Source organism: Paenibacillus sp. sgz302164 (assembly GCF_056120505.1).
In genome coordinates, this window is the sequence record NZ_JBVYOL010000041.1 from 28,008 (window position 1) to 50,164 (window position 22,157).

The 22,157-nt window shown below is 46.6% G+C and carries 17 protein-coding genes; all 17 read right to left on the reverse strand.

The annotated features are described in order from the left end of the window. Nucleotides 1–20: 20 nt before the first annotated feature. The 17 genes from AC0LWT_RS36375 to AC0LWT_RS36455 all read right to left on the reverse strand — a co-directional run bounded on the left by AC0LWT_RS36375 (nucleotide 21) and on the right by AC0LWT_RS36455 (nucleotide 21,648). Nucleotides 21–575 carry a hypothetical protein gene (locus AC0LWT_RS36375; protein WP_474686705.1) on the reverse strand — a complete coding sequence of 185 codons (555 nt, stop codon included), beginning with the start codon at nucleotides 573–575 and terminating at the stop codon, nucleotides 21–23. Between the two features lie 4 nt (nucleotides 576–579). Then, nucleotides 580–921: a hypothetical protein gene (locus tag AC0LWT_RS36380; protein WP_474686706.1), complete on the reverse strand. Its 342-nt coding sequence runs from the start codon at nucleotides 919–921 to the stop codon at nucleotides 580–582. A 33-nt stretch (nucleotides 922–954) separates the two neighbouring features. Then, entirely contained in the window at nucleotides 955–1,221 is a 267-nt protein-coding gene (locus tag AC0LWT_RS36385; RefSeq protein ID WP_474686707.1) for a hypothetical protein, read from the reverse strand. A 99-nt stretch (nucleotides 1,222–1,320) separates the two neighbouring features. Continuing rightward, nucleotides 1,321–1,557, reverse strand: a complete 237-nt coding sequence (locus AC0LWT_RS36390; RefSeq protein ID WP_474686708.1) for a YgiT-type zinc finger protein — start codon at nucleotides 1,555–1,557, stop codon at nucleotides 1,321–1,323. A 224-nt stretch (nucleotides 1,558–1,781) separates the two neighbouring features. Continuing rightward, nucleotides 1,782–2,165: a DUF4258 domain-containing protein gene (locus AC0LWT_RS36395; protein WP_474686709.1), complete on the reverse strand. Its 384-nt coding sequence runs from the start codon at nucleotides 2,163–2,165 to the stop codon at nucleotides 1,782–1,784. A gap of 372 nt (nucleotides 2,166–2,537) precedes the next feature. Further along, a complete protein-coding gene (locus tag AC0LWT_RS36400; protein ID WP_474686710.1) occupies nucleotides 2,538–2,816 on the reverse strand; it encodes a hypothetical protein in 279 nt (92 codons plus the stop codon). Between the two features lie 151 nt (nucleotides 2,817–2,967). Further along, complete coding sequence (locus AC0LWT_RS36405; RefSeq protein ID WP_474686711.1) at nucleotides 2,968–8,841, reverse strand: fibronectin type III domain-containing protein; 5,874 nt, start codon at nucleotides 8,839–8,841, stop codon at nucleotides 2,968–2,970. Nucleotides 8,842–8,984: 143 nt separating this feature from the next. Next, nucleotides 8,985–10,355, reverse strand: coding sequence for a type IV secretory system conjugative DNA transfer family protein (locus tag AC0LWT_RS36410; RefSeq protein ID WP_474686712.1), 1,371 nt, complete (start codon nucleotides 10,353–10,355; stop codon nucleotides 8,985–8,987). Nucleotides 10,356–10,390: 35 nt separating this feature from the next. Further along, nucleotides 10,391–10,846: a hypothetical protein gene (locus tag AC0LWT_RS36415; RefSeq protein ID WP_474686713.1), complete on the reverse strand. Its 456-nt coding sequence runs from the start codon at nucleotides 10,844–10,846 to the stop codon at nucleotides 10,391–10,393. Further along, nucleotides 10,847–12,562: a glucosaminidase domain-containing protein gene (locus AC0LWT_RS36420; protein ID WP_474686714.1), complete on the reverse strand. Its 1,716-nt coding sequence runs from the start codon at nucleotides 12,560–12,562 to the stop codon at nucleotides 10,847–10,849. A 121-nt stretch (nucleotides 12,563–12,683) separates the two neighbouring features. Continuing rightward, nucleotides 12,684–15,419, reverse strand: coding sequence for a CD3337/EF1877 family mobilome membrane protein (locus AC0LWT_RS36425; protein WP_474686715.1), 2,736 nt, complete (start codon nucleotides 15,417–15,419; stop codon nucleotides 12,684–12,686). Further along, nucleotides 15,412–18,054 (reverse strand): ATP-binding protein, encoded by a 2,643-nt coding sequence (locus AC0LWT_RS36430; protein ID WP_474686716.1) that lies wholly within the window; start codon nucleotides 18,052–18,054, stop codon nucleotides 15,412–15,414. Before AC0LWT_RS36430 ends, AC0LWT_RS36425 begins: the two co-directional genes overlap by 8 nt. Nucleotides 18,055–18,090: 36 nt before the next feature. Next, entirely contained in the window at nucleotides 18,091–18,498 is a 408-nt protein-coding gene (locus AC0LWT_RS36435; RefSeq protein ID WP_474686717.1) for a TcpE family conjugal transfer membrane protein, read from the reverse strand. A 9-nt stretch (nucleotides 18,499–18,507) separates the two neighbouring features. Next, a complete protein-coding gene (locus tag AC0LWT_RS36440; protein WP_474686718.1) occupies nucleotides 18,508–18,825 on the reverse strand; it encodes a hypothetical protein in 318 nt (105 codons plus the stop codon). 33 nt (nucleotides 18,826–18,858) lie between these two features. After that, entirely contained in the window at nucleotides 18,859–19,989 is a 1,131-nt protein-coding gene (locus AC0LWT_RS36445; RefSeq protein WP_474686719.1) for a conjugal transfer protein, read from the reverse strand. Between the two features lie 11 nt (nucleotides 19,990–20,000). Then, nucleotides 20,001–20,405, reverse strand: coding sequence for a hypothetical protein (locus tag AC0LWT_RS36450; RefSeq protein WP_474686720.1), 405 nt, complete (start codon nucleotides 20,403–20,405; stop codon nucleotides 20,001–20,003). Between the two features lie 265 nt (nucleotides 20,406–20,670). Continuing rightward, nucleotides 20,671–21,648, reverse strand: a complete 978-nt coding sequence (locus AC0LWT_RS36455) for a replication-relaxation family protein (protein ID WP_474686721.1) — start codon at nucleotides 21,646–21,648, stop codon at nucleotides 20,671–20,673. Nucleotides 21,649–22,157: the final 509 nt, after the last annotated feature.

Here is a 22,157-nt window from a genome sequence, read left to right on the forward strand (position 1 = left end):
CCTCCATATGCCAAAAAATTTTAAACAACTAGGTCGAATCGAATTTGATCGTCCGGCCTTTCGTGACCAAGCAAATTATGCTTCAGCTCATCCATCCAAAAGGAGAACCGGTTATGCTGGATCGTCTTCCGGATGTCCTCGTTCTTGACCTCAAACAAATAATGGTCTTTGAACGGGAAAACCGAAAAGCGAACGCGATTCTCTGTCTTCGACCAAATGTTCGGAGAGCTCTCGGTAAAGCCGTAGATCGGACGAAATTGATCGATATCGAAGGCTACCTGCATCCAATTGACGTAGGTAGGAAAATGGCGGCTGAGGGTAAAATACCAGTCAGCCAGCACACGATCCAAAGCCCCTTTATCGGTGGCCGTCGCGTGAAAAAAGCGAATCCAGAAGTATGACCGTTCGCGGCCGCTCATTTGGTCCCGGTATTCCACCTGCAGCGTATGCTCACCGACGGAGCGGGTCCAATGATGCCTTTTACCCGGACGAAGCCCGATTTGCTCCAAAACAGGTGAAATCGCGTCGATCGACGCGTCCACATGCCATTTGAATGCAATGTAACGAACGTTCATCGCATCACGCCCCTAACCGAATGCCTTCACCGAGGGTAGCCCCGAGTGGGAGTGTTCCGCGGTATTTGCTGCCGGCTGCGAGGATAGTGACGTTTTCGGTCTCAAACCCGGCCTCCTGCAGCTGCTCGTTGATCAGAGACGACCAAACCAGCAGCTCGGCTGGCGTAAGGGTAAGCACGTTGACGGGTACAAGCGCCGTTTCCCGGACTTCTACAAGTCCGTCTCCGGTCAAGGAGTAAACGATTCGGCCACAGCTTCTGGCAAGCTCCAAGTTATCGTTCAACCGAGTCTCAAAGCCGCCAAGGTTCAGCAAAAGGCAAACCTGTCTTTGTTCAAATTTTTTCATCTCTATTTCCACCCTTCGGTTCGATGTTTTCTCTTATGCCGATACGGCTGAGACGGCGTAGGTCCCGAGTTTCTTGGGAACCTGATGCTTCATCAATAGATCAAGCAAAGCTTTCTCGCATTCGTCCGCTTCATGTTCCGAAATTCGCTTCCCGCGCCCGCCGACAATGACTTGAGGAAACAGGTCGCCAATAACGACATCGAAATAGATGGCGTCATCGCGCTCGTCCCGCTCCACAATTGCCATTCCGCCAAAAATCAGGCTGTGGTTGAGTTGGATCGATACCTTTTTAATGATCATCTCTATTGCCTCCTTATGCTTTTGGGCATAAAAAAAGAGGATGCATAAGCATCCTCTCTACTGCCATACCCTATTGAATTTTCCGTCCATTACATGCGCTTACGACTGGCCTACGCTCTTCGGAAGGAAATCTTGAAGCGAAAAATTCCTCTTCAGTTCCTCGAACGAAACGATGACTTTACCGACAACTTGCTGCGCGGCAAGAAACTTTGCATATCCTGCCAAGAGCGCACCATCGCCAAGCAAAATCTGCTCGTCGCAATCGCACTTCTTCACGGGTACCTCCGTTACAACGAGCGTACCTCCGCTAAATGGTCGTTCATCCGTAGTATTCATAACTATGATCTCCTTTTCACACCGGTCACATCGAGACATCTTGCATCCCTCCTATGACCCTATTTTATCATGGTTTGCAGAAAATCTCCAAAGATTCGAGTGACGACTCAGCCGAAATTCAACCGATCGATCATCCAAAGGATGACGATGATATAAGTCACGGTGATGAGTGCGTGTACTCGCTTTGCGTTCTTTGCTGGCATCATACGAACCACTCCTCCAATTTAATTTGAATTACCCCCTATGGGAATATACTTCCTGTAACGATCCCGATCGGCCGGAAACACTGTTTTGACAATGAACTGTTTCGCAGTTCGAAGCAAGACAATGACGACGGCATAGTCCCCTGACATAGCAGGACCAACAATGGTACGCTCAGGTTCCGGATTACGGCCTTTTTCACCACTATCATAGCCTTCGACGATTTGACCATGAGCGATAGCCCATACAATATCAAGTTCGTCAAAGATGCGGTCCGGATACTCTTCATTTTCGAGTCGGTCGCGCAAATAATGCATAGAGATCGTGGTTTCAAAACCGTCAAGCCGGTTTACTCCCTTTCTAATACACTCCAACTCTTCGGACCAATATTTCTTCATATGATCCATTCTCTATTGCCTCCAGTCGTGTTAATAAAACAAAAAAAGCCCCGAAAGTCAAAAAAGGCATGACCAAATAAAGATGGCCATACACCCTTCTACCTCAAGGCTACAATTTCTATAAGTTGTCGGTTAAGACAACAGCTCCCTCTCCGCTGACTCATCGACAGCAAAGAAAATTAAGACGTGAATCGTAATACATTTAGTATAATCGAAAGATAAAAATGGGGCAATAGGAACGTTGGTCAATTTAAGACCGCTCCTACTGCGCCAGCATGGTTAAGAGTATATGAGGTAAATTGAACCAATCAATCGGAAGAAGGTAACGTCTAAACAGCCGAATAGCAAAGTTTTAAGAAAATAATTTTGGAGTGTCCTATTTTATTTTTCTTTATTTTTCAGCAGACTCACGTCGCTGGAAAGCTCAATTTTGCCCCAATATTCTACCGGGATATTACAGATAGGTTCCAAAATTTCCATTGCACAACTTCGTAATGGAATAAGATTCAGTATATTATTTGACTCTAAAAATATCATCTCCATCTTAGGGTCGTAATTGATGATTTTCCCCTCTATGTTGCGACCATCATGGCAAATTCGTACCATCACTTGTTCATTATTTGACAAATACGCGATTAAGTGGTTAACAATAAAATCCATAGGGACACAACCTCGTTTCCACTGATTTTTTAGGATAATTGCCTATGCGTATGTGCCTTCATTGCCCCGCTTCAATAAAGGGATAATATCTTGCAATTTAATTTCCTTCGTGAAGCGGGGCAACTCCTTTAGGCGCATTCTTTCCTTTCTTTTATTTCATTTGATTTTTAAGTCGGTAAATAAGTGCCGCGGATTCGGCCCTATTAAGATTTTTCTGCGGCCGGAATGTATTATCTTCGTATCCTTCAATAATTCCAAGATCTGAAAGATACTTAACATCCTGACTTGCCCAAGAAGAAATATTATATTGATCCTCAAACAAACGATTCGTCGAACCCGAATGTAAATTCTTGCTTTTAATTGCTCGGGCAAGTATTTTTGCTGCTTGTTCTCGTGTAACCAGTTCATAAGGCGCGAACGTATCTTCGCTCATACCATCAATGATTCCGAACTCGACACCTGCAGAAACTGCTGAATAAAACCAATCTTCGACCTTTACATCGGCAAATGGATTAAGCCTTGACTTCTGACTCGTCAGGCCCAATAATCGAATGACTAGCGCGGTGTATTCAGCCCGAGTAGTCGCACGGTAAGGTTCAAATTTTGTTGCTGTTGTTCCTTGAATGATGCCCTGCTCTACCAGCGCTTGAATTTCGTCTTTATTAAAGATAGAATCAATGTCCGAAAGAATCGGTTGCTTGATTGGTGCCGGCAATTCCGGTGCAGAGGGTTTCGTATTGTTTTCGGTAGGAATCGGTTGCGCGGTTGGTACGGAACCTCCTGAAACACCGGATCCCCCGTTGGAATTGGCCGAATTTTGCGTGGAGGCTTTAAGAATATAGGCTTTTTCACTTTCGCCCGATTCATTAACGGATTTAATTACATACGTGTACTCTCCTGTTGAAAGCCCCGCATCTTCGTATGTGGCTTGCAATACACTGATCGTTTTTGGCTCGGAACCTTCCCGCCGAATCACGTACCCATCAGCTCCACGCACATGCGTGTTTTCAAAGTTTAGTCTTATGCTGGTTGGAGAACCGGCATAGGCTACTTGCCCGGGCGCATCGGGCTTAGTAATCGCTTTGATCGAAACCTCTTTTGACACATCGCCGCCGCTGTTTTCTGTATGAACCGCGATCGCATAAACTTGTCCAGAGTCTAAATTTTCGAGAGCAAATTGACGATCTTGACCCCGATAAATCTCTTGACCGTTATAGATTGCAACTATGGTTTCGTTTTTAGGTGCCATATCCAACATGTAGTTAATCTGGTTGGTTTGCGCTTCGGCCTTCACAATAAATTGATCAGAAGGTAAAGTTTCGATAACGGGAACCGTAATCCCACGACCAACCCCGGAAACATTATAAGGAATAATTTTGATGTTGGTATACTGCTTTGCACTTTCAAAATTTCCAAATGTGAACGTCTTTTCTTTCGTGACTGCAACCGGCTTATCGTCATTGAAAATCTTGTAACCCTCCGCACCGCGCACAGATTCCCAGCTAAGAGTCACGCCAGATACGGATCGCTGACTTGGAACGGCTGGCGCCATTGGGTTAGCGGGAAGTAAAACGACATGTAATGTAAATGCGGATTCACTTTGACCGGAAACGTTGCTTGTTTTGATCGAATAATCATTTTCACTGCCGGGCTCCACCCCACTATCGGTAAAACTTTCTTCTGTGATCGGTATTCGTGCAATTTCTTGCTCATTTCGATTAATGACATACGCATCGGCTCCACTTACTTTTGCGTTTCTTAAGTTCAATGTAACGCTGCTTTCCGTAACATTTTGTATAGTTGCATGCCCCGGCATAAGAGGCTTTGTTATGATGCTAAAGGTGGAGGGATCAGAGACAACCCCGCTTGCGTTCGTTACTGTAATTTCAAAGGTATATAATGTTCCCGGCTGCAGATGATTAAGAATCACATTTGGATGGCTTATATCGTATGTTTCATCCGTCACCGTATTGCGAATGGTGTAGATCAGTGCTCCCTTTACATCTTGCCATGAAGCAGCAAGAGTGTTTGTTCCAATAGTACTAATAATGCTGTTTGGATCTACGGCTTCAGTTTTCGTTGTAACATCCAATGTGTACCCGGCCCCTGCTCCTGAAATATTGGATGCTTTTACGGAGTACGAATATTTTGTACCAGCCGCTAGTCCTTGATCGGTGTAGTTTACATGACTACTTTCAATTTTCGTAATTTCTTCGCCGTTGCGATCAATGATCCAATGAGTCGCGCCGCTGACTTCGGATTTGCTAAAGTCTAGCGTGAGATTTTCTTTTTGGATATTAGTTGCAATAATTTCCGCCGGCCTTTTAGGTAAAGATGTAAAGCCAAACGCGGTCTTCTCTGAAGCAATACCGTTTGTATTTACTGCATAGATAGTGAAGCTATAATCGCTGCCGTCCGTCAAGCCATTGATGACTGCATTGTTTTGACTTCCGCGGGATACTTCGTTTCCATTATTCTCGATGACATACTGTGATGCACCAGGTACCGTATCCCACGATACGTTAACTGAATAGGCATCGGGAAAGGTCTTTACATTCGTTGTAACGCTCGGCTTCGAAATCCACTGCAGCATGGTTTGTTGTCCTTGGCCCGTCGCATTCACCGCTTGAACGTAGAACTTGTAGCTCGCTCCCGGCGTAAGTCCGGTTACGGTAAATTCATTCGAGGTCGGCGTGCCCACGACGCCCGCTCCTTCTTGGGAGACAATATAGCTCTGCGCAGTTATCACCGGATCCCATTTCAGGCCGATCGTGGTTTCCGTCGTGTTCGTTGGAGCGATGTTGGTCGGCTGATACGGCAGTGTGAGAAAGTTAGAGCTGTTCACCGCACCGTAGCCTGACGCGTTACCCGCTTCCACGGTGAATGGATACGTCTTGCTCCCGGTGAGCCCCGTCACCCGCAACTGCGTTCCCGATACTTCATAGGTCCGGTCGTTGATGTTGATTCGGTACTTATCCGCGCCGGTGACTGGTTGCCATTGCAGAGTCGTTCCGGTCTCTTCGATGTTCGATGCGACAAGTCCACTTACCGTATCCGGAATCGTTATAATGCTGCTTGCGGCCGTCGCTCCCTGCCCGCTCGCATTGACTGCGTAAACCTCAATCGTATAGTTCGTACCCGCCGTCAGCCCCGTGATCGGCATCGTAGTAGCACCATACGGAGCCGTCGCGTAATCATGCCCGTTTACTTTCACCACGTATTGGCTGGCCCCGTGTACTTCATCCCAGCTTGTCGTGATCATTGTCGACGTCGGGTTCGTCAGACGAAGATTGTACGGCCGGTCCGGTAGCGTAATGATGTTGTTCAAATACGAGCTATCGCCGTAGCCCGTCGCATTCATAGCCGTCAGCATGTAATTGTAAATCGTTCCGGACTGCAGGTACGTATCGTCGAAGACGGTGTCCGGTCCTCCATAAATCCCGAAGCCGTCACGTTGCAGGTTGAAGTAGGTTGCAGACGTCACCGAGTCCCAGGCCATCCGGATATTGTTGATCCCTATCTGGACGGTATTGAAGTGCCCTGGTGCTGCCGGAAGCGTAAGGAAAGCTTCGTTGGTTCCTGCTCCCTCGCCCGATCCGTTGACGGCACTAATCGAAATGGTGTAATTCGTTCCTGGAGAGAGTCCGGAGATCGGTTGGTAAACCGTGCCGGTTACGGTTTGATTAAAGGCTATGTGATTGGCAGCATCCCTGGCGACGATATGATAGCCCGTCGCGCTCTCAACCGGATCGAATGAAGCCGTCACTTGACCGAACTGTGTACCTACCTTTTGAATGACAATATGCTGCGGAGCCTTCGGCAGCGTTAGGGCTGAAATCGGTGCGCTATCGGCACTTTGAAATGCATAATTAATTGCACTTACAGTGTACTGATATTGTTTACCTCCCTGTAGTGAATTATCGACAATGGAATGGTTTGGATAGGGAACCATCCACATTCTCCCTGTCGTGAGATTTTTGACTTGATATGTCCATCCATCTGTATATACGCCACCACTTGGAAGATCCCATGAAATGCTTGCAGACGATTCGGTCACAGAATCCACTTTCAAATTCGCTGGTGTATCAGGCAACCGCTGTACTTTGATCGCGTTAGAAACTGTTTCATAGCTGTTCCCAGCGTTGTCCGTGGCTTTTGCATGAACGTACCAAATCCCCTCGGTTGCAATCGTAACCGCTTGATTGTTCGTTATCACTGCGTCCCAACTGCTCGGCGATGCGGTGCTGTTTGTGATTTTATAGGATCGTTTGTCTAATCCGGAATCAGCATCGGCATATTGAATGGACACGTTCACATCATTCGACTGCCAATCGACTTGATTAGGAGTAATGATGATCGTCGGAGCTACGTTATCGATAAATACTTGTTTCGTGACTTCATTTCCCAGGTTCCCCACGCTATCGACGGCACGCGCGGTGAACGTCGTCACACCATTTTTCGAGATCGTGCCGCTATTGCCTGTTACGTAAGTCCCGTTATCAATTTTGTACTGATACGTGATCGAGTTCGCATCGGAGCTGCCGCCGATGGAAAAAGTAACGGGCGTTTGTGACCATGTATGGTTGCTTACTGTGATCTGGGGTTCGCTCGGCGGCGTTTTGTCGATCAGGGTGCTCTGCATGACGGTTGAGCTTGCATGATTGACGAAATCCAAGCTTCTTGCATAAATGTCGGTTTGGCCTTCGGCTGAGATCGTTACCGGACCGGTATAATCCGTCCAAACCCCAGCACCGAGCTTGTACTGGCTCTTTTGAACTCCACTTCCGGAGTCGGTTCCGTTCGTGATCGTAAACTGTACATCCTGATTCGTCCAGCCTGTTTGACTTAACGTTAGTATAGGTTCGCTTGGCGGCGTTTTGTCGATTTGGATGGTTGATGTTGCGTCTGAACTGATATTTCCTACTTTGTCAATCGTTCTTGCAAAAAGTTTTGTTTCGCCTTCGATTGAAGCAGGGAATGTTCCTGTATATTCAATCCATGTATCTGGATCATCCCCATCAAAATGGTATTCCGTTTTTGAAACACCACTTTCCCCGTCTATCCCGCCTTGAATGGAAACCATGACATTTGATGCTGACCATCCGGTAGGCGTTAGGGTAATGATCGGCGTGGTCGGCGGTGTTTTGTCGATATTGGGTACATGATAGGTTACTGATTTTGTATTTCCACCTCCATCCGTTGCTGTAAAGGTATACGAACCGTTTGAGGTTGCGTAATATGTCGCCGGATTGCTAGTAGTTGACGATCCATCGGGTAATTTAATATTGCTCACGCCGGTTTCATTGTCTGATGCGGTAGCCGTCAAAAGTACATTTCCGCTAGTCCAATCCGTCTTATTTGCAGTAACAGAAAGACTTGGAGGATTGGGATCGACGTAATGGTAGTTAATTATGGACGGCAGTCCTTGCTTATCTTCTGCAGATATATGCACATAAAAATTCGTGTACATTTTTGTAGGCCAAGAATATGAAGTTGATGTGGTTTTGACTGGCCCCACATTGCCGGAAGTTGGCGACGTATCTATTTTTATCCCATATCCCTTCAACCCAGATGCATATGTGACAGATACCTGGTTAGAGGTTGGAGTCCAGTTTCCATTTGGATGTTTAACATAAACCATGTAACTATATTCGGTTCCATTATCTTTTGGTGAAGGACTCCAACTAATTTGCGGATAATTATTAACCAACGTAACATTTACGTTACTAGGGGGGTCAGGAAATTCGAAATCAATTAAATTATAGTCATCATAATAACCATCTCTTGTGCAAATTGTGGCTGATCCATACATGCAATATTCCTCGCCATTACCATTATCATCCCAATCAAGATGAATATAAGGATTGCCGAAAGAATCATATTTCAAAATAGCAGTTAAAATCGGAGGATCAGAATAAACATCTGCGTAAGCTACAGGCAGTACGGGGGTTATTGCCGAGATAATAAGTGATAGTGAAAGGGCGACTTTCAAGAGAAGCGCCCTTATTTTTTTTGGAGCTTTCATTCTTTTCACCAACCCATTTTTACGGATTTTTATGGTTTCAAAATAACAGTCTTGCTACGAATAACATAAAGGTCGAGAAGTGCTTTTTCCCCTCAGAGAACGGGTATTCCGCTGAGGGAGTTGATCAATCGATCGGTCTCCTATTACCTTAATATGGCTTTACGCTGATGATCGGCCATATACGCATGCAGGTATTTCTTGAGATAGTTACAATCAGTGATAAATTTCTGATACACGATCTGTGCCGCAGCGCCTCCAGCCTCATTTGTAATAAGCATGAAGTGTCCATGAGGCAAACGCAGAATATCAATCGGCGTGAATCGCGGTTCTTCCGTGCCTCCTGATAGAATATTCCGTTCCTGGCCTATGAGGCTGCTGAAGAATTCCGCATCTTCGACATCACCACTGAAGATCGTTATTGCTCCGAGCTTTTTAAGAACATCCTTACCTACATTCGATATTTGATCCAGGCATTGTACGGTTGCAGTAGTTGCAATCTGTTTCGTACCCCCATCTGTGAATAGTCGCTTAACCACTTCACCGCCGAAATAGGTGAGATCATCGATGGCAAATGTAAGCGGGATCCCCGCTCCTTCTTTCCGGCCATGAGCTTTCTCTGCGAGATAACTCAAAAACAAATGCCCCAGAAATATGTTTTGCTGCGGCAGATAAGTACAGTCGGAATTGAAGACGAGCAGACCACCTTGATTCAGGAAGGCTTCGATATCAAGCACGTTGTCTTTTCTTGTTACAATGGTCGAAGCGTTCTTATCGGAAGTAAGATCGGCAAGAATATTCTTTGGAAGCTCGAGGAATTTGCTCATCTTGTTTTCCACGACCTGCTGGCCGGCATGTTTATGTCCTTCCGGGTAAATATCTTGAACGAAATGAAGAACCTCGCTCTCAAAATAAGAAACGATGGCACGGGCATCACGATTTTCTTTCAATAGGAGGACCCTATCAGCAGCATCCCGCGGATCGGAAATCAGTTTTCGCAGATGGTGGAACGAAAAATCCGGACCATATACAAGTCTCCCCAAACCGGCATGCATACCAAAGGCCCGGCTCGCCATCGAGATAAAAAACGGATCCAAACCTTGTACGAGCAAGAAATCGTACATGGCATTTTTTGTAACGGTGATCACTTTTTCGGCGGAGTCATACAGGGGCAAGAAGGAAAGGGATCGTTCCACATCCCTCAAATCAATGGTCATCATGGTGGTCTCGGGAATAGCCAGACTCCGGGCAATACGTAGAACCTCCGTCGTGAGTTGCCCTCTCGTTTCAAGGACAGCGAGGCCGAGCCTCTGCCCTTTTGAAAGCCGTACAAGCTCCTGGGATAAGCGGCTAAGAAGAATGACCATCGACTTCCCGCTCCCCGGCGATCCGACAATAAGCTCCCCTTTGAGCCGGGTGGATTGTTGAACCGTAACGGTTTTCTTCGTTTTTGCATGATATCCAACGATCACATCATGGCCGTCGATCATTAACGTATCTTTTTTAAGGAAAAACATCTGTCCATTCCCCTCTCTTGGATTTTGCCTGCCTGTTAATTGGCCACGTAGTGATCCCATTTCTGATCGAACAGACTATGAAGCGTTGGATAGACTGCTTCTTCATGAGAGTGGTCTTCCTGCAGGATCACATAAAGGTCGAGAAGGGCCTCCTCCTTGCCGCGCAGCGTGCGCACATTCATCATCCGAAGAAGGAGCTGGTAAATCGGGTCACTTGTATCCGACAGCGTGTCCGTCTCCGCCGCTTCCGAGTAACCGAATCGATTGGTTTGGAAAAAGACGTCTTCATGGCGATATGCAACCATACGGAGGTATTCTCCCTGCTTGTCGGGATGTACGGATTCCGGAATGAGTAATGCCTGGAAGATGGTAGCATCGCTAGGTTCTTTACCGGCCATAGTAAGCCAGGACTTAATCCCGACAAAGGTGATTTCAAAATGGAGCATATAGTAGGTATCAGCGAAAATACGATCGATCATTTGAGTCTGCATTTAGTATCTCCCCTTAATAAAATTAATGTTTGAAACGTAGAGATCATCTTGCCCGTCGCCTGACAACGTAACGGAAATCGCATCGGGTATATCTTTCACTGCGATGTTCGGAGCAAACACTTTACGCGATGAAAAGGTATTTGCCACACGACTCCAATTTTCCAAATTAATGATTGGTTTGCCCAAATTGGGGTCAGAAAGCTGCGAGTAGCAGGTCCAATAACCAATAACGGGTCCGCCGCACATTAATTCTTCCGACGCAGGTGAGCCGTATAGCTGACGAATTCCGAAATTGACGGTAATCGTATCCCCATTCCCGCTCCCACTTCCGGAGCTTCCCGAGCCACCCCAAAACGGTACGTCATTAAAGGGCTGGCCGGTAGCCGGGTCAATACCTCGGTTCATATCCAGCGACGACAAATTTTGACTGCGGATAATGGATTTGAGCTTATTGGCATACTGGCTATCAGTTGCATACCCTGCCTTCTGCAACTCATTGGCAAATTCATACGGATTCTTTTTGGAGAGTGCATTCTGATATCTCCCGTTACCCAGCAAAAAGTCGGAATGATCAGCAAACGATCCAGCAGGGCTATCATAACTTCGAAACATCGCTTGGATCGGGACGAACACCCCTCCGATTTCTTCATGCGTCGATGCCAGGCAAGTCGGACCGGTCCAGCCCCGGTTAGCTTTGATACCGAACATATTGTTGCAAATCGCACTTGCTCCACGTGCGGACTCAAGCGCTGCCTGAGCCAGCGTAATGCTGGCGGGAACCCCGCTTCGACGCTCCTCTTGCTGGGCGGCGGCAGCATACTGAATAAAGAATGGATCGGTCAGATTTCCGTTCGTCGTAGGGACGGTCACGGTATCATCGGTTGGCGGTGGCGGAGCGGGAGCAGTATTATCGTATGGAATCGTCCCGAGTGTACTGGAACCTCCGTTGTATAAGCTGCGAATATATACGGTGCCATGCTCGTTAAACGCCGGCGGGGTTGTCCCTAAGTAGACACCGCTGATATACAGCATTTTGTTCGATTCGTAATAAGGCATGCATGAGTTCGAACAGCCTTGTGGCTGCATGCTGGACCAGTTGAGCTTATTCAGGGTTCGGAATGCTTCCTGACTCGCCGTGTCCGTTAGCTTGGACATCAAAAGGATAAACGGCTTCGGATCGATGGCCTCTTGCCCGTCCGGTATCATTTCAAAGTGCAAATGGCTTCCGGTCGATTGTCCGGTATTCCCAGACAGGCCGATGATCTCGCCCTTTTTAATGACTTGCCCGGGGGTCACAAATGCCTCGCTCAAATGCAAATACCGGCTCCCCATCCCGCCGACCTCCGGGTCTGTACTCTGAACGGTCACATAAATGCCGGCATTTTTCGTGGATGGGGAATCAGACGGCTGCGGGTAACTTACGGTACGAACCACCCCATCAAATGAGCTGGCAACAGGGGTACCACTCGGGATACCAAGATCAATGCCGGAGTGCATTTCCTCCCGGCCCGTGACCGGGTTCGTCCTTTCGCCAAAGTCTGCAGTGATGACCGCTTGCATATCGGAAATATAGATTTGCGGAGGAACAATCTTCTCCGTGATTTGGTTGTTGAGCGCAACCTCCTGGGTGCCCGAAATAGCTACAGCGATCAGATAGAAGAGCAGGAATAATGCGGTGAGGATACCCAGGACAATCCAGAATATCGGATTGCCCAAGGTCGCAGCTGCGGCTTTCTTGCCTATCGCATGTTTCAGCTTTTGTTTAATTTGATTCTTCGCGTAATCCTTGGCGAGATTCCAACCTTGCTCAAGTGATGCTTGCAAGAACGCTCACCCCTTACTGACCGTCAAACTTTACTTTTTGGTTATTTTTCTTACGGCTTGATTGGGCGTTGGAAGAGACTTTCTTCGCAACATTTTCAGCAGCCTTACCCACATCAGCGGTCGCAAATTTGGTTTTGGATTTCTGCATGACCTTCAGGGATGCATCCAAATTATCGAGCCCGGCGGACACCTCGGTAGTCACTTTATTCTTCAACTCGGTATAAACAGCGGTGTTGGTTTCGGTATTGATTTCATACCTGAAGTTCTCCACCGGTCTTGCCGACTTTAAGGAATCCATGGACGCATCCATTTTCTGCCTCAAGTCGGTAGGCATATTGACTTTGCCAATGACTGATTGCGATCTTTTGTTCGAGTGGGTGAGAAGATCGACATGATTGGAATTGACCTGCGTATTCGTCTTCGCAAGAAGATCAACATTCGATTTCCGCTGAACGGACGAGTTGCTATCCGGCATAACCGGCAACTTGTTTGAATTGAGAACGCGCGCAGCCTTCCATTCCGGCGCCGGAGTCACCGTGGGAGCACCTTCGGTCGGTGCAGATACTTTCCGGAATGCCTCGTTGGCCTGCAGCAACTTGTCCCGCTCCCCTTTGAAATCGCCCATTTCCTCGAAATACGGTGCAATCGAGATGCGTCTGGAGCGGGTGAGCATGGTTTGGTTGACCTTTGTAGATGTGCTCAAGCCAGCGTCCTTAAAGCCTGCATCCATGTTTTTCACAAAATCGGAATGTTTCACAGGTTCGCCGGTTGTGGCTGCCTGTTCGATGGCCTGCTTCGACTCAACCTTATACCGATCAAACAGGCGGATCATCACAAAATCATTAACGGCCGTTTCCAACTTCCGATTACTGTTGAGTGTCTTGGCACGAGCCATTTGGTCAATGGCTTGTTTCGGCCGGTTCACCATATGGGAGGAGCCTTTACGGATCGCATTTTCGTTGCTGTATATCTGGCCGGCGATCTCCTGATCGTTCATTCCTTCCGTAACGCCTTGGGTCAAGACAGCCTGTTTCATGCTGCCACCGTCATCACGAATCGCTTTGAGGCGGGATTTTTCTGCATCCCATTCTTTGTCCATCCCGCGGAATGGATTCTTGGTGCCATTCTGCAGATTGTCGTTAACTTTTTGGACAAACGGCGTGTACTGAACCGGTTGTCCTGTTTCGCCGGCCATCTGCTCAGAAGCTTCTTTCTCCCTCTGGTAACGGAGGGTCATGCCGGCGCTCGCTGCATCGTTAAGGCTCGTATCCGCTTTTTGGATGGACGATGGATTAAACGTGCTCGGAACGCCGTCAATTTCCTCTTTATTCCGGAACAAGCCCACAACCTTTTGTGAAGCATAATTCGTAAGGGAGCGGGTAGCTTTACGCTGTAACTCATCAACGATCGTCGATTTCGCTTTCGGTGTAAGCGGCAACTTACCTGCAGCTTTAGAGAATACCTGCCCAATCTCGTGACGGTATTTGAAAATAACACCTACCACGATGGCTTCGATGACGAGGGCAAGGAACCAGCCGCCTCCTGCCATGTAAACGACCGTAAATGTCAAATGTCCCATCACGAGCGAAAGGTCTAGAAAGAACATCGTCGAGACAGTGGTGACCGATAGTCCTATGAGCTTCACAAACTGTCCCTGTAACACCGATAAGCTTGCTTCCCTCCCTGGGATCAAGGAGCCAAGGAGCGTGATGGCCATCGCACAGGCATGCACGAGCATCTTAATTCTCATCCATATGGAAGCAATTGCCCAGAACGTGAATAGCCCCAATATGATACCTGAAAAGAATGAGTAGACCAGCAGAATCAGAATTTGGGAGTCGGATCTCTGTTGTGCGACACCCGGAAATTGAGATTGTGCGGCCTTGAGAGCGGCGACACGTGCATCCGAGAAGGGCTGAGAATTTAGGACGTTCTCGACTAAGGAACGTGTACTTGCGTCTTCATATGCACTGCCATTATCGAATTGCAGCATGGAATATGGGCGCATGACGAGTTCGTTCCAAATTTGGTTGGCAATTGTCGTGACACCGTTATTTGCGTCTGCATCGAGGTTCGTCACTTTAGCGAGTCCCGCATACATGGTCCCACCCACGCCGTTACCGATCTCATTCATGGTCTTTAGCACTGTGCCGACTTGCGAAAAAAAGATGACGCATACCGCAGTCGCAATGATAAAAGCAATACCGGTTTGAATGCCTTCGAATAGACGCAAGCGTAGCAATTGAAAGAGCATATAAAGGACCGTAATAGCGGCTAAGAGTCCAAACGCATTGCCCCAAAGGCCATCACCGAAAAATCCTGCCTTAATCCCGGTTAAATTCTGGATGATCTGTTCAACGCCATCAATGAGCGCATCCATGAAACCGAATGTTAAGGATTGCCGGGTAATCCAAATGAAAAAGCGAGTTAATTGAATCCCGACTTCAAAGGCAGTACTGAGTGCCTGGTCATATCCGCTTACGATGGTGTCGCGGGCCTCGTCCCTGACCTGCCACCAGTGCCGATCAGGAAGGAGGGTCTGAAACGAATAATGCGAAACTTTGTATTTGTTATAAAGCTCGCCAGCGTTCGAGTCCGATGGAATCAGATTGTCGGCATTGTCGGGTTGTGTGGAGGCTGCGTAAGCAGCAATTGGAACAATAAGCCCCATGAGCAGCATAACGATCATCATAATCGTTAGGATCTTCCGCCGTGGGAAAAATGACGCAGGAACGTGAACCTTATTCATCGTTGTTCCCGCTCCCCTCGTCATCGAGTTCGCCCGAGGAAGCAGCTTCAGCGTAATAGTCTTGGAATTCTCGAAGGATCCCGAAACCATCATCTTCTCCCTGTTCGATTTCTTCTTCTGCTTCCGCCTCCGGCGGACGTGTATCGAAGCAGTCGAATAGATGCTGGAAAACGACGTCTACCGTAAGAACCCCTACACGTCCATAAATGTCCTGCATCAAACACTGACCGTTCTCGAGATTCTTAATGAGGTCCATATTATCCTTCGTATGTTCGAGTCCAAAATACGAAAGCGTATCTTTGATTTTGGTCGTATCTGCATCACGGAAGGCAAATTTCATTCCGATGTTGCCTGCCAAATCACCGGCCAAGTCCGTCGGATTCTGGGTAGCAATACCGAGACCACCGTTTAAGGAACGTCCGGTACGAATTGCACGTTCGGCCATTTCCTTCCCGATCTGCGTTCGCAGAATGGCCCATGCTTCGTCCATCTCCGCCAGCGTAAAGATGCTTCGGTCATAATTGAGGAACGTGTCCATGAACCTGCCGATAGAGTACATGGTGGCAACGGACATTTTCTCAATTAGGGAATAGTTTGCTGGCGGCTTTTCGACGGACGGCATTTTCAGGTTCTGGACCTGAAGAATATTCAACGCATAATCCATATTGATCGTCTTTTGTTCACCTTTGCCAAACAAAAGCTTTGCAAAGGATAGATTCTGGAAACTTCCCAAAACTTCTGCCAATACCTCGGCTTCCGGACGTCCCATCTGTGAAAGGAAGTCGATACATTTCGTCAAGTAGGGCTTCGGTTCTGCAGCTACTCCGAGAACCGCTTTGGAAATGTAGCTGTATTGAATCGTATCGGTTTTCACCGAAGCTAAGTATGACAAAATGTCCATCGCTGCTTCCTTGGCATCCTCGATATTCTTCAGCATAACGAATGGATCGAGTTTCCCTACATCCTCTTCGGATGCCGAAAGGGTAGCTACTTGAATTTGCCCTGCGAGTTCAGGTAAATTGTCCGGCCAATGCGATCGTTCGCCTTTCGGGTCAAAAATCAGTGTTTTCCCTCCGCTTACCGAGTTTTGGTAACCAAGTAGGTTGAGGAGAACGGATTTACCGCCGCCGAGTGTACCCGATTCGCTGAACGATGGAGAGCGGTTAATCTGGCTAGCATGTCGGAGATCGATATAGACTGGGCGTTCAAGCGGCCCTGTGGTCCCGACGTAGTAGCCTTTTCCATCCCCCAAGTCTTGTGTTGCTCCGATCATACCGGCTGCCAAGGTTTCGGGTGGGATTCGCTGGATATAGTCCGATACGTATCTCGGCGATCCAGGGATGAAGTCATTAAACAAGAGCCATTGGTCACCGGCCGGCAATTCAACGTGGATATTGCCGAAATCGCGGTAATGGTCCTGCAATATTTTGATGTTGCTCTTTAGGATATTCCAATCATGATGATGTAGGCCAAAGGTAACATGCGTGATAAACGTCGGGTTCTTCCGCTTTTTATACTCGTCCTCCAGATACAGTGCCTTCTCCTGCTTCTCCTGAAGGTCAAGTGGAACCGTTGCCCCTGCTTCTTGAACGTTCTTCACCTGACCGTCGATATCAATTTTCTTCCGGCTCAGCTTCTTGAGGGCGTCTCTGGCTTCCAATACTTCGACCTTGATGCTCATCTCCACAGGGAATGGGAGTGTGGATGCACTGTACAGCCATTCGCTTCCTGGCATATCCATATTATCGGGTAGCTCGGATAGTGCGAGGTAGGCATGATAGATATCTTTTTCCTCACCATCGTGAAACTGCGTAATTTTTACTCGACGTGGGTGGTTCAGGTCGATATCGCCTTCCGTTACGGTCAAGATCTGACGAGGATCATACAGCATGGTGGACAGGCCGCCGCGTTTACCCTTCATCTTTTTCGGTGACCAGCCCTCCTCCTCCGTCGATCGGAGGGTCGGTTCACCAATTCCCCACCAAAAGTTTCGTTTCAGCAGCCATTCTGTTGTTTCTGATGTGGCTCGCTTCACTTTGATCTTGCGGGACAGGCGATCGAATATCTGCTTCTCTTTGATCAAATACGACTGATATTCATGTTCGAAAATCTCTGGTTCGTTAATACCCATCAGATTTTCAATAAATCGTTTCGGATGCAGGACCAGTTTCTTGAGCTCAACGTATGCGCTTGAGACTTGCTCGACGATATCCTTGTCTTCGGTCTTCGGTAAATTCGCAATCACATAAGCCCTGTAATCGGAGTTATTGGAGCCTGAAACCATGTTGTACGTTTCATTCAGATGCTCACTTAGGCGTTCAACGTACTTCCTTCCCCATTTGCGGAGCGGGCCGGTTACGCGATCAGCCAAATGGTCATGATGCTTGAAGATATCGTGTGTCTTCGGCAGCCAGAGGATTTGAAATGATTTTGTCAGCAGGGAGAGGAATGTTGTCATGGAAATGAGACGATCAATCTTCTGCTGCTCGCTAAGGTGGTCATAATTAAATGGCTCAATTTCATAAATTGCCCAAGCTTCTTTGTCTTGGTTAAAGACTAAATTATGCTCATAGTAGGCAATAGGGAATTCAACGTTAACCTTACTCACATTTTTCTTAACGACGGCGGATGCCAATGGATGCGACCTCCTTTTGGGAAAAAGGAGCGTACATTAAGCACGCTCCCGATCTGTGCGATAAACGACTTTCGTTCCATAGCGATAATGCCTGATATGTTCCATTTTTCTATAGCGATGGAGCCGCTTAGCTCTCATCCAGTAATAAATCATGCCAAGAATCCATTTGTGTGGGGGTTTGCCATCGAGCTTTTGTTTGGATATCACCCACGTAAGAAAGACAGGGAACACGATATAAGTGAAAAATGGCGGGAGGAAGAATAATACCGACTTTGCGAGAATGATAAAGATGATTTCGACAATAAACCATATTCCCACGACACGAAGGTTTGCCGGGAAAGGAAGCTTTTTGCCTTCCAACGCATAAATCACAAAGTCGAGGTTCCAAATTCTTGTATAGTTCGAAACGGTGACCCTAGGACTTTCTTTTTGTTGATCGCTCATAGTGCCACCTTATCCCCAGAAGTAATTGTAGACGGATCTCCCAATTGCCTTAACCATAGTCCAGTCAGATACAACGGCAACAACAATTGCTGTGGAAACAAAACCGATCGCTTTAACCCAATCACGTTTCACGATTAAGTAAATCCCGATGGCTCCAAGTACAACTGGAATCCACTTGGTAATATCATTATTGAACGAATCCCCTAAATCACCGAGGGTTTTTGCATAGGTTGGAGTAACTACAGTCATTGAAAGCCCTAGTGCGGAACCGGTATAGAGTGCAATGTTCTTAAGCATTGCTGTATTTTTTTTGAAAAAGGATTTCATCGGGTTTTTGCCCCTTTCAGTTCGTCATTGTGGTTACTTTTTGGAAGCAGATGAATCATTAATATTTCCCCCTGCAGTAACTGGTTGCTCGGGCTGCGGCCCCTTTACATCAATTTTCTTATTTTCTGATTCCGGAGCGGGAGTAACCGAAAACGTATCAACCGACTGAACATACATTTTGCCATCTTTCTCGACGGCGTTCATTTTCCACAAATTGCTGAACGACTCGCCAAGAGCATTCTTAACGATTACCGTTGCATAGATGTAAATCGTATTGTTCTTGTCAGGCTCTTTGTCGGTAAATAACTGGACGTTATCGATCTTGTCCAGTGTATATCCAGATGCAGAGATCGAAGCGGGAGCTTTGGACGAATCAACGTAAAAATATTTGATCTGATTCACATTACCTTCATACCAAGATCGTAAGAAGCTTGAGGCTAAATCTTTCCCCAGTTTGACCTTAGCTTCGTCGGTAATAATATCTCCCCTATTCGAATCAGACACGATCCCCTTCATCTGCTCTCCAACAAATCGAGGATAGGAACGAATGACGGGACCATCCTGGGTCAAGGTTACGGGTATCACCATGTACGACTTTATAACCGTTGGGCCGTCCCCATTCTTGGAATTGTTATTTGCTTTCGATGTGTCCGTACTTGGGGGGCTAGGATTCGGAGTAAACTCTCGGCGGACAAGAATCGTAACATCCACATGCGAATCATCGATTTGCTTTGCATTATAAACGTCGCTTGAGAGCACACGTGATGAACCTTTCACTTCACCAACTTGTAAACCCGCATCATTATCAATGCCGCTAACGAATTTCGCCAAACGAGTACCGTGATCGGATAGATTGCTTACGCTCCAAGTAAAGTATTCGGTTGCGAAGTCGGTTGCGAAGCCCTTAATGGAATCTTGTACAGCCGGTGTCATACTTCCGTAGTTATAGATCTGCTGAATAACCCTTTCTCCTTTCAACGTTGAGGTACAGCCCTTGAGTACGATCAAGCCGGCGATGGTCCAAACTACGACCCTCAGTGCCTTTTTGCCGGCTAAGGGTCTCGGAGCTCGTGGTTTTATGGATTTATCGGATTTACGTTTCGGTTCAACTGACTTTTCTGCATTTTCAGCAGGCGGAACTTTTGTTTTATTTCGAAATGCCAAACTCTAATCACCTACCCTTTCTTGCTATCCCCACGACGGTTGCCTTCGGTAAGGACACCGAAGATAACCACCAAAATGATGATCAAGATGATCGCATGCGCTGTATCGAAAGCGAGGAACCAATTCACAATATCTTTCAGTTTCTCCCAAAGCCCCGGTACACGCTGAGACGCTGCACTGCCAATATCGTCCATCATTTTTGTAACCTTCTGATGAGACTCGTCTTGAGCTGGCGCTGAAGCGGGTGCAGCTTGCTGATCTGTGGGCTTCGCGGTTTCCGGTATCGCCGTAACGGTTTGTGTTTGCTCGGGAGGGTCCGGAGCTTTTGGTGCTGGTGATCGAGTCAACAACACGGATCCGATAAGCAGACACAGAATGCCAACACTTGCGAAAATCACTTTTTTGTTTTTTCTCAAACCGATTCACCCCCTTTGATCCAATTAATTAATCAATATAATAACATATTAATTTATTAATTAGTATATTGGATTTATAAAATTAAAAGGCGGCCCCCTGTCTAATCGGGGACCGCCATAAAAAGGCTTTAATCGTTATGCATACAAATGTTCGCATGTCTATCATGTTTTCCTGTGCAGCATGATGTGGGAATAATAACTATGATGAGGAGCGGGAGCTTGAAAATTGAGATTTGACCGATATAAGGAACGAGTGATCGCCTTCTTATGAGATGAGATTTGGATATGAGACTATGATATCACCAATGTCTTTGCCGGTGAGAACACGATGATCTTTCCCGAACACGCGTTCCGCGGCGGACATAATGTTATCCAGCCTTGTTCTATATACAGCATCTGGGAGGATAAAGGCAATAATTCCGTCACGAATTACCTTGTTGGTAGATAATTTAATTACATCTCTATAACGTTCCAACTTTCTCTCTATTGAAACCTGTTCGGAGTAAAAAGGAGAACGTTGTACAGGCTCTGTTGAACGATCCAGCTCTATATAAAAAATTTGAGTTCCGATACGAAGGATTGCGTCTGGCCGAACTGAGTTAACTTCGTTATCACTGTACACGGACAATGATGGATGCCAGTCCCAATCCTTATATTGCTGCAAGTCAGCTTGTACCATCCACTTGTTTTTCAAATCCAGATACACCTTTCCGAGTTCCCAAAAGTGATCTTTTTTCGCTCGTTCCATATCAAGCTCATGCTTTGATAAGCGGTTTTCCTCGAGTATTCCTCTTCTCAATTCCACTATGCGTAAACCGCGGCCAGTTAGATAGTACCAAGATTCTCCTCGAATCCTATCCCTTTGATGAGACGGTTTGTCCGAAGAATCGGGGATAAATGTCGAAGCCTCAATCAGTCCACGATCCTTCAATCTTTTGATAGTCCTCCGAGATTTTATTAACGCACGATCATGATTCTTCCTTTCCCAGAAAACCTTCTGTTCGTGAGTAGCAGTTTCGTATTCAGGATAATGATAACCAGGAGTATCTAAAAAATACGTACTTACAACGATTGATTGAGGCATACATCTGCAAAAATATAAGTCCGTTAATAGATTCCATTCACGCTCGGTAAGTAGATCGATAGTTTCTCCAAGAGAAAAATCCGTTGACGCCCTCTTCTTCCTCTTACCGCTATCTGGCATTTCAGCAGTAGGTTTTTCATGGACATCAAATTCAGTCATTTATAAATAGCTCCCTTCGTAACCCATGAGTGGGCTGGGGTTGATAAATATCACGACGAAATGGTATTAGTCGTGATTTTGCCGCGCCACCAACCGCTAGAGCCACAAGTATTTAATGGAAATTGTAGCAAAAATGATAGTTCAACGTAAAGATCAACGAACAATGTAACAAAAGACATTACATAAGCATAAAGAAAACTATGATAAAATGACTGACATAAATACAGTTTTTGTATCAACGTATAAAACGACAAAAGTACATTCGGTAATGATTATCTATCGATGGGTAAAATGATCATCACATGGGAATTATCGGTTAATCATTATTTTAGATTTGTGATCATTTGATCCATGAAATTGGAATTGCCTAGTCGTTGCCCAATAGGGTTCCCGATCCTCTCATCCTCCCCAATGTTGTCAGGTTAGTAGATTTTGGTATAGTAGAGGTAAACGATAGAAACGGATGATAGCGCGTGAAAAAAACGGAAAAACGGCCTTATCCCGTGTGC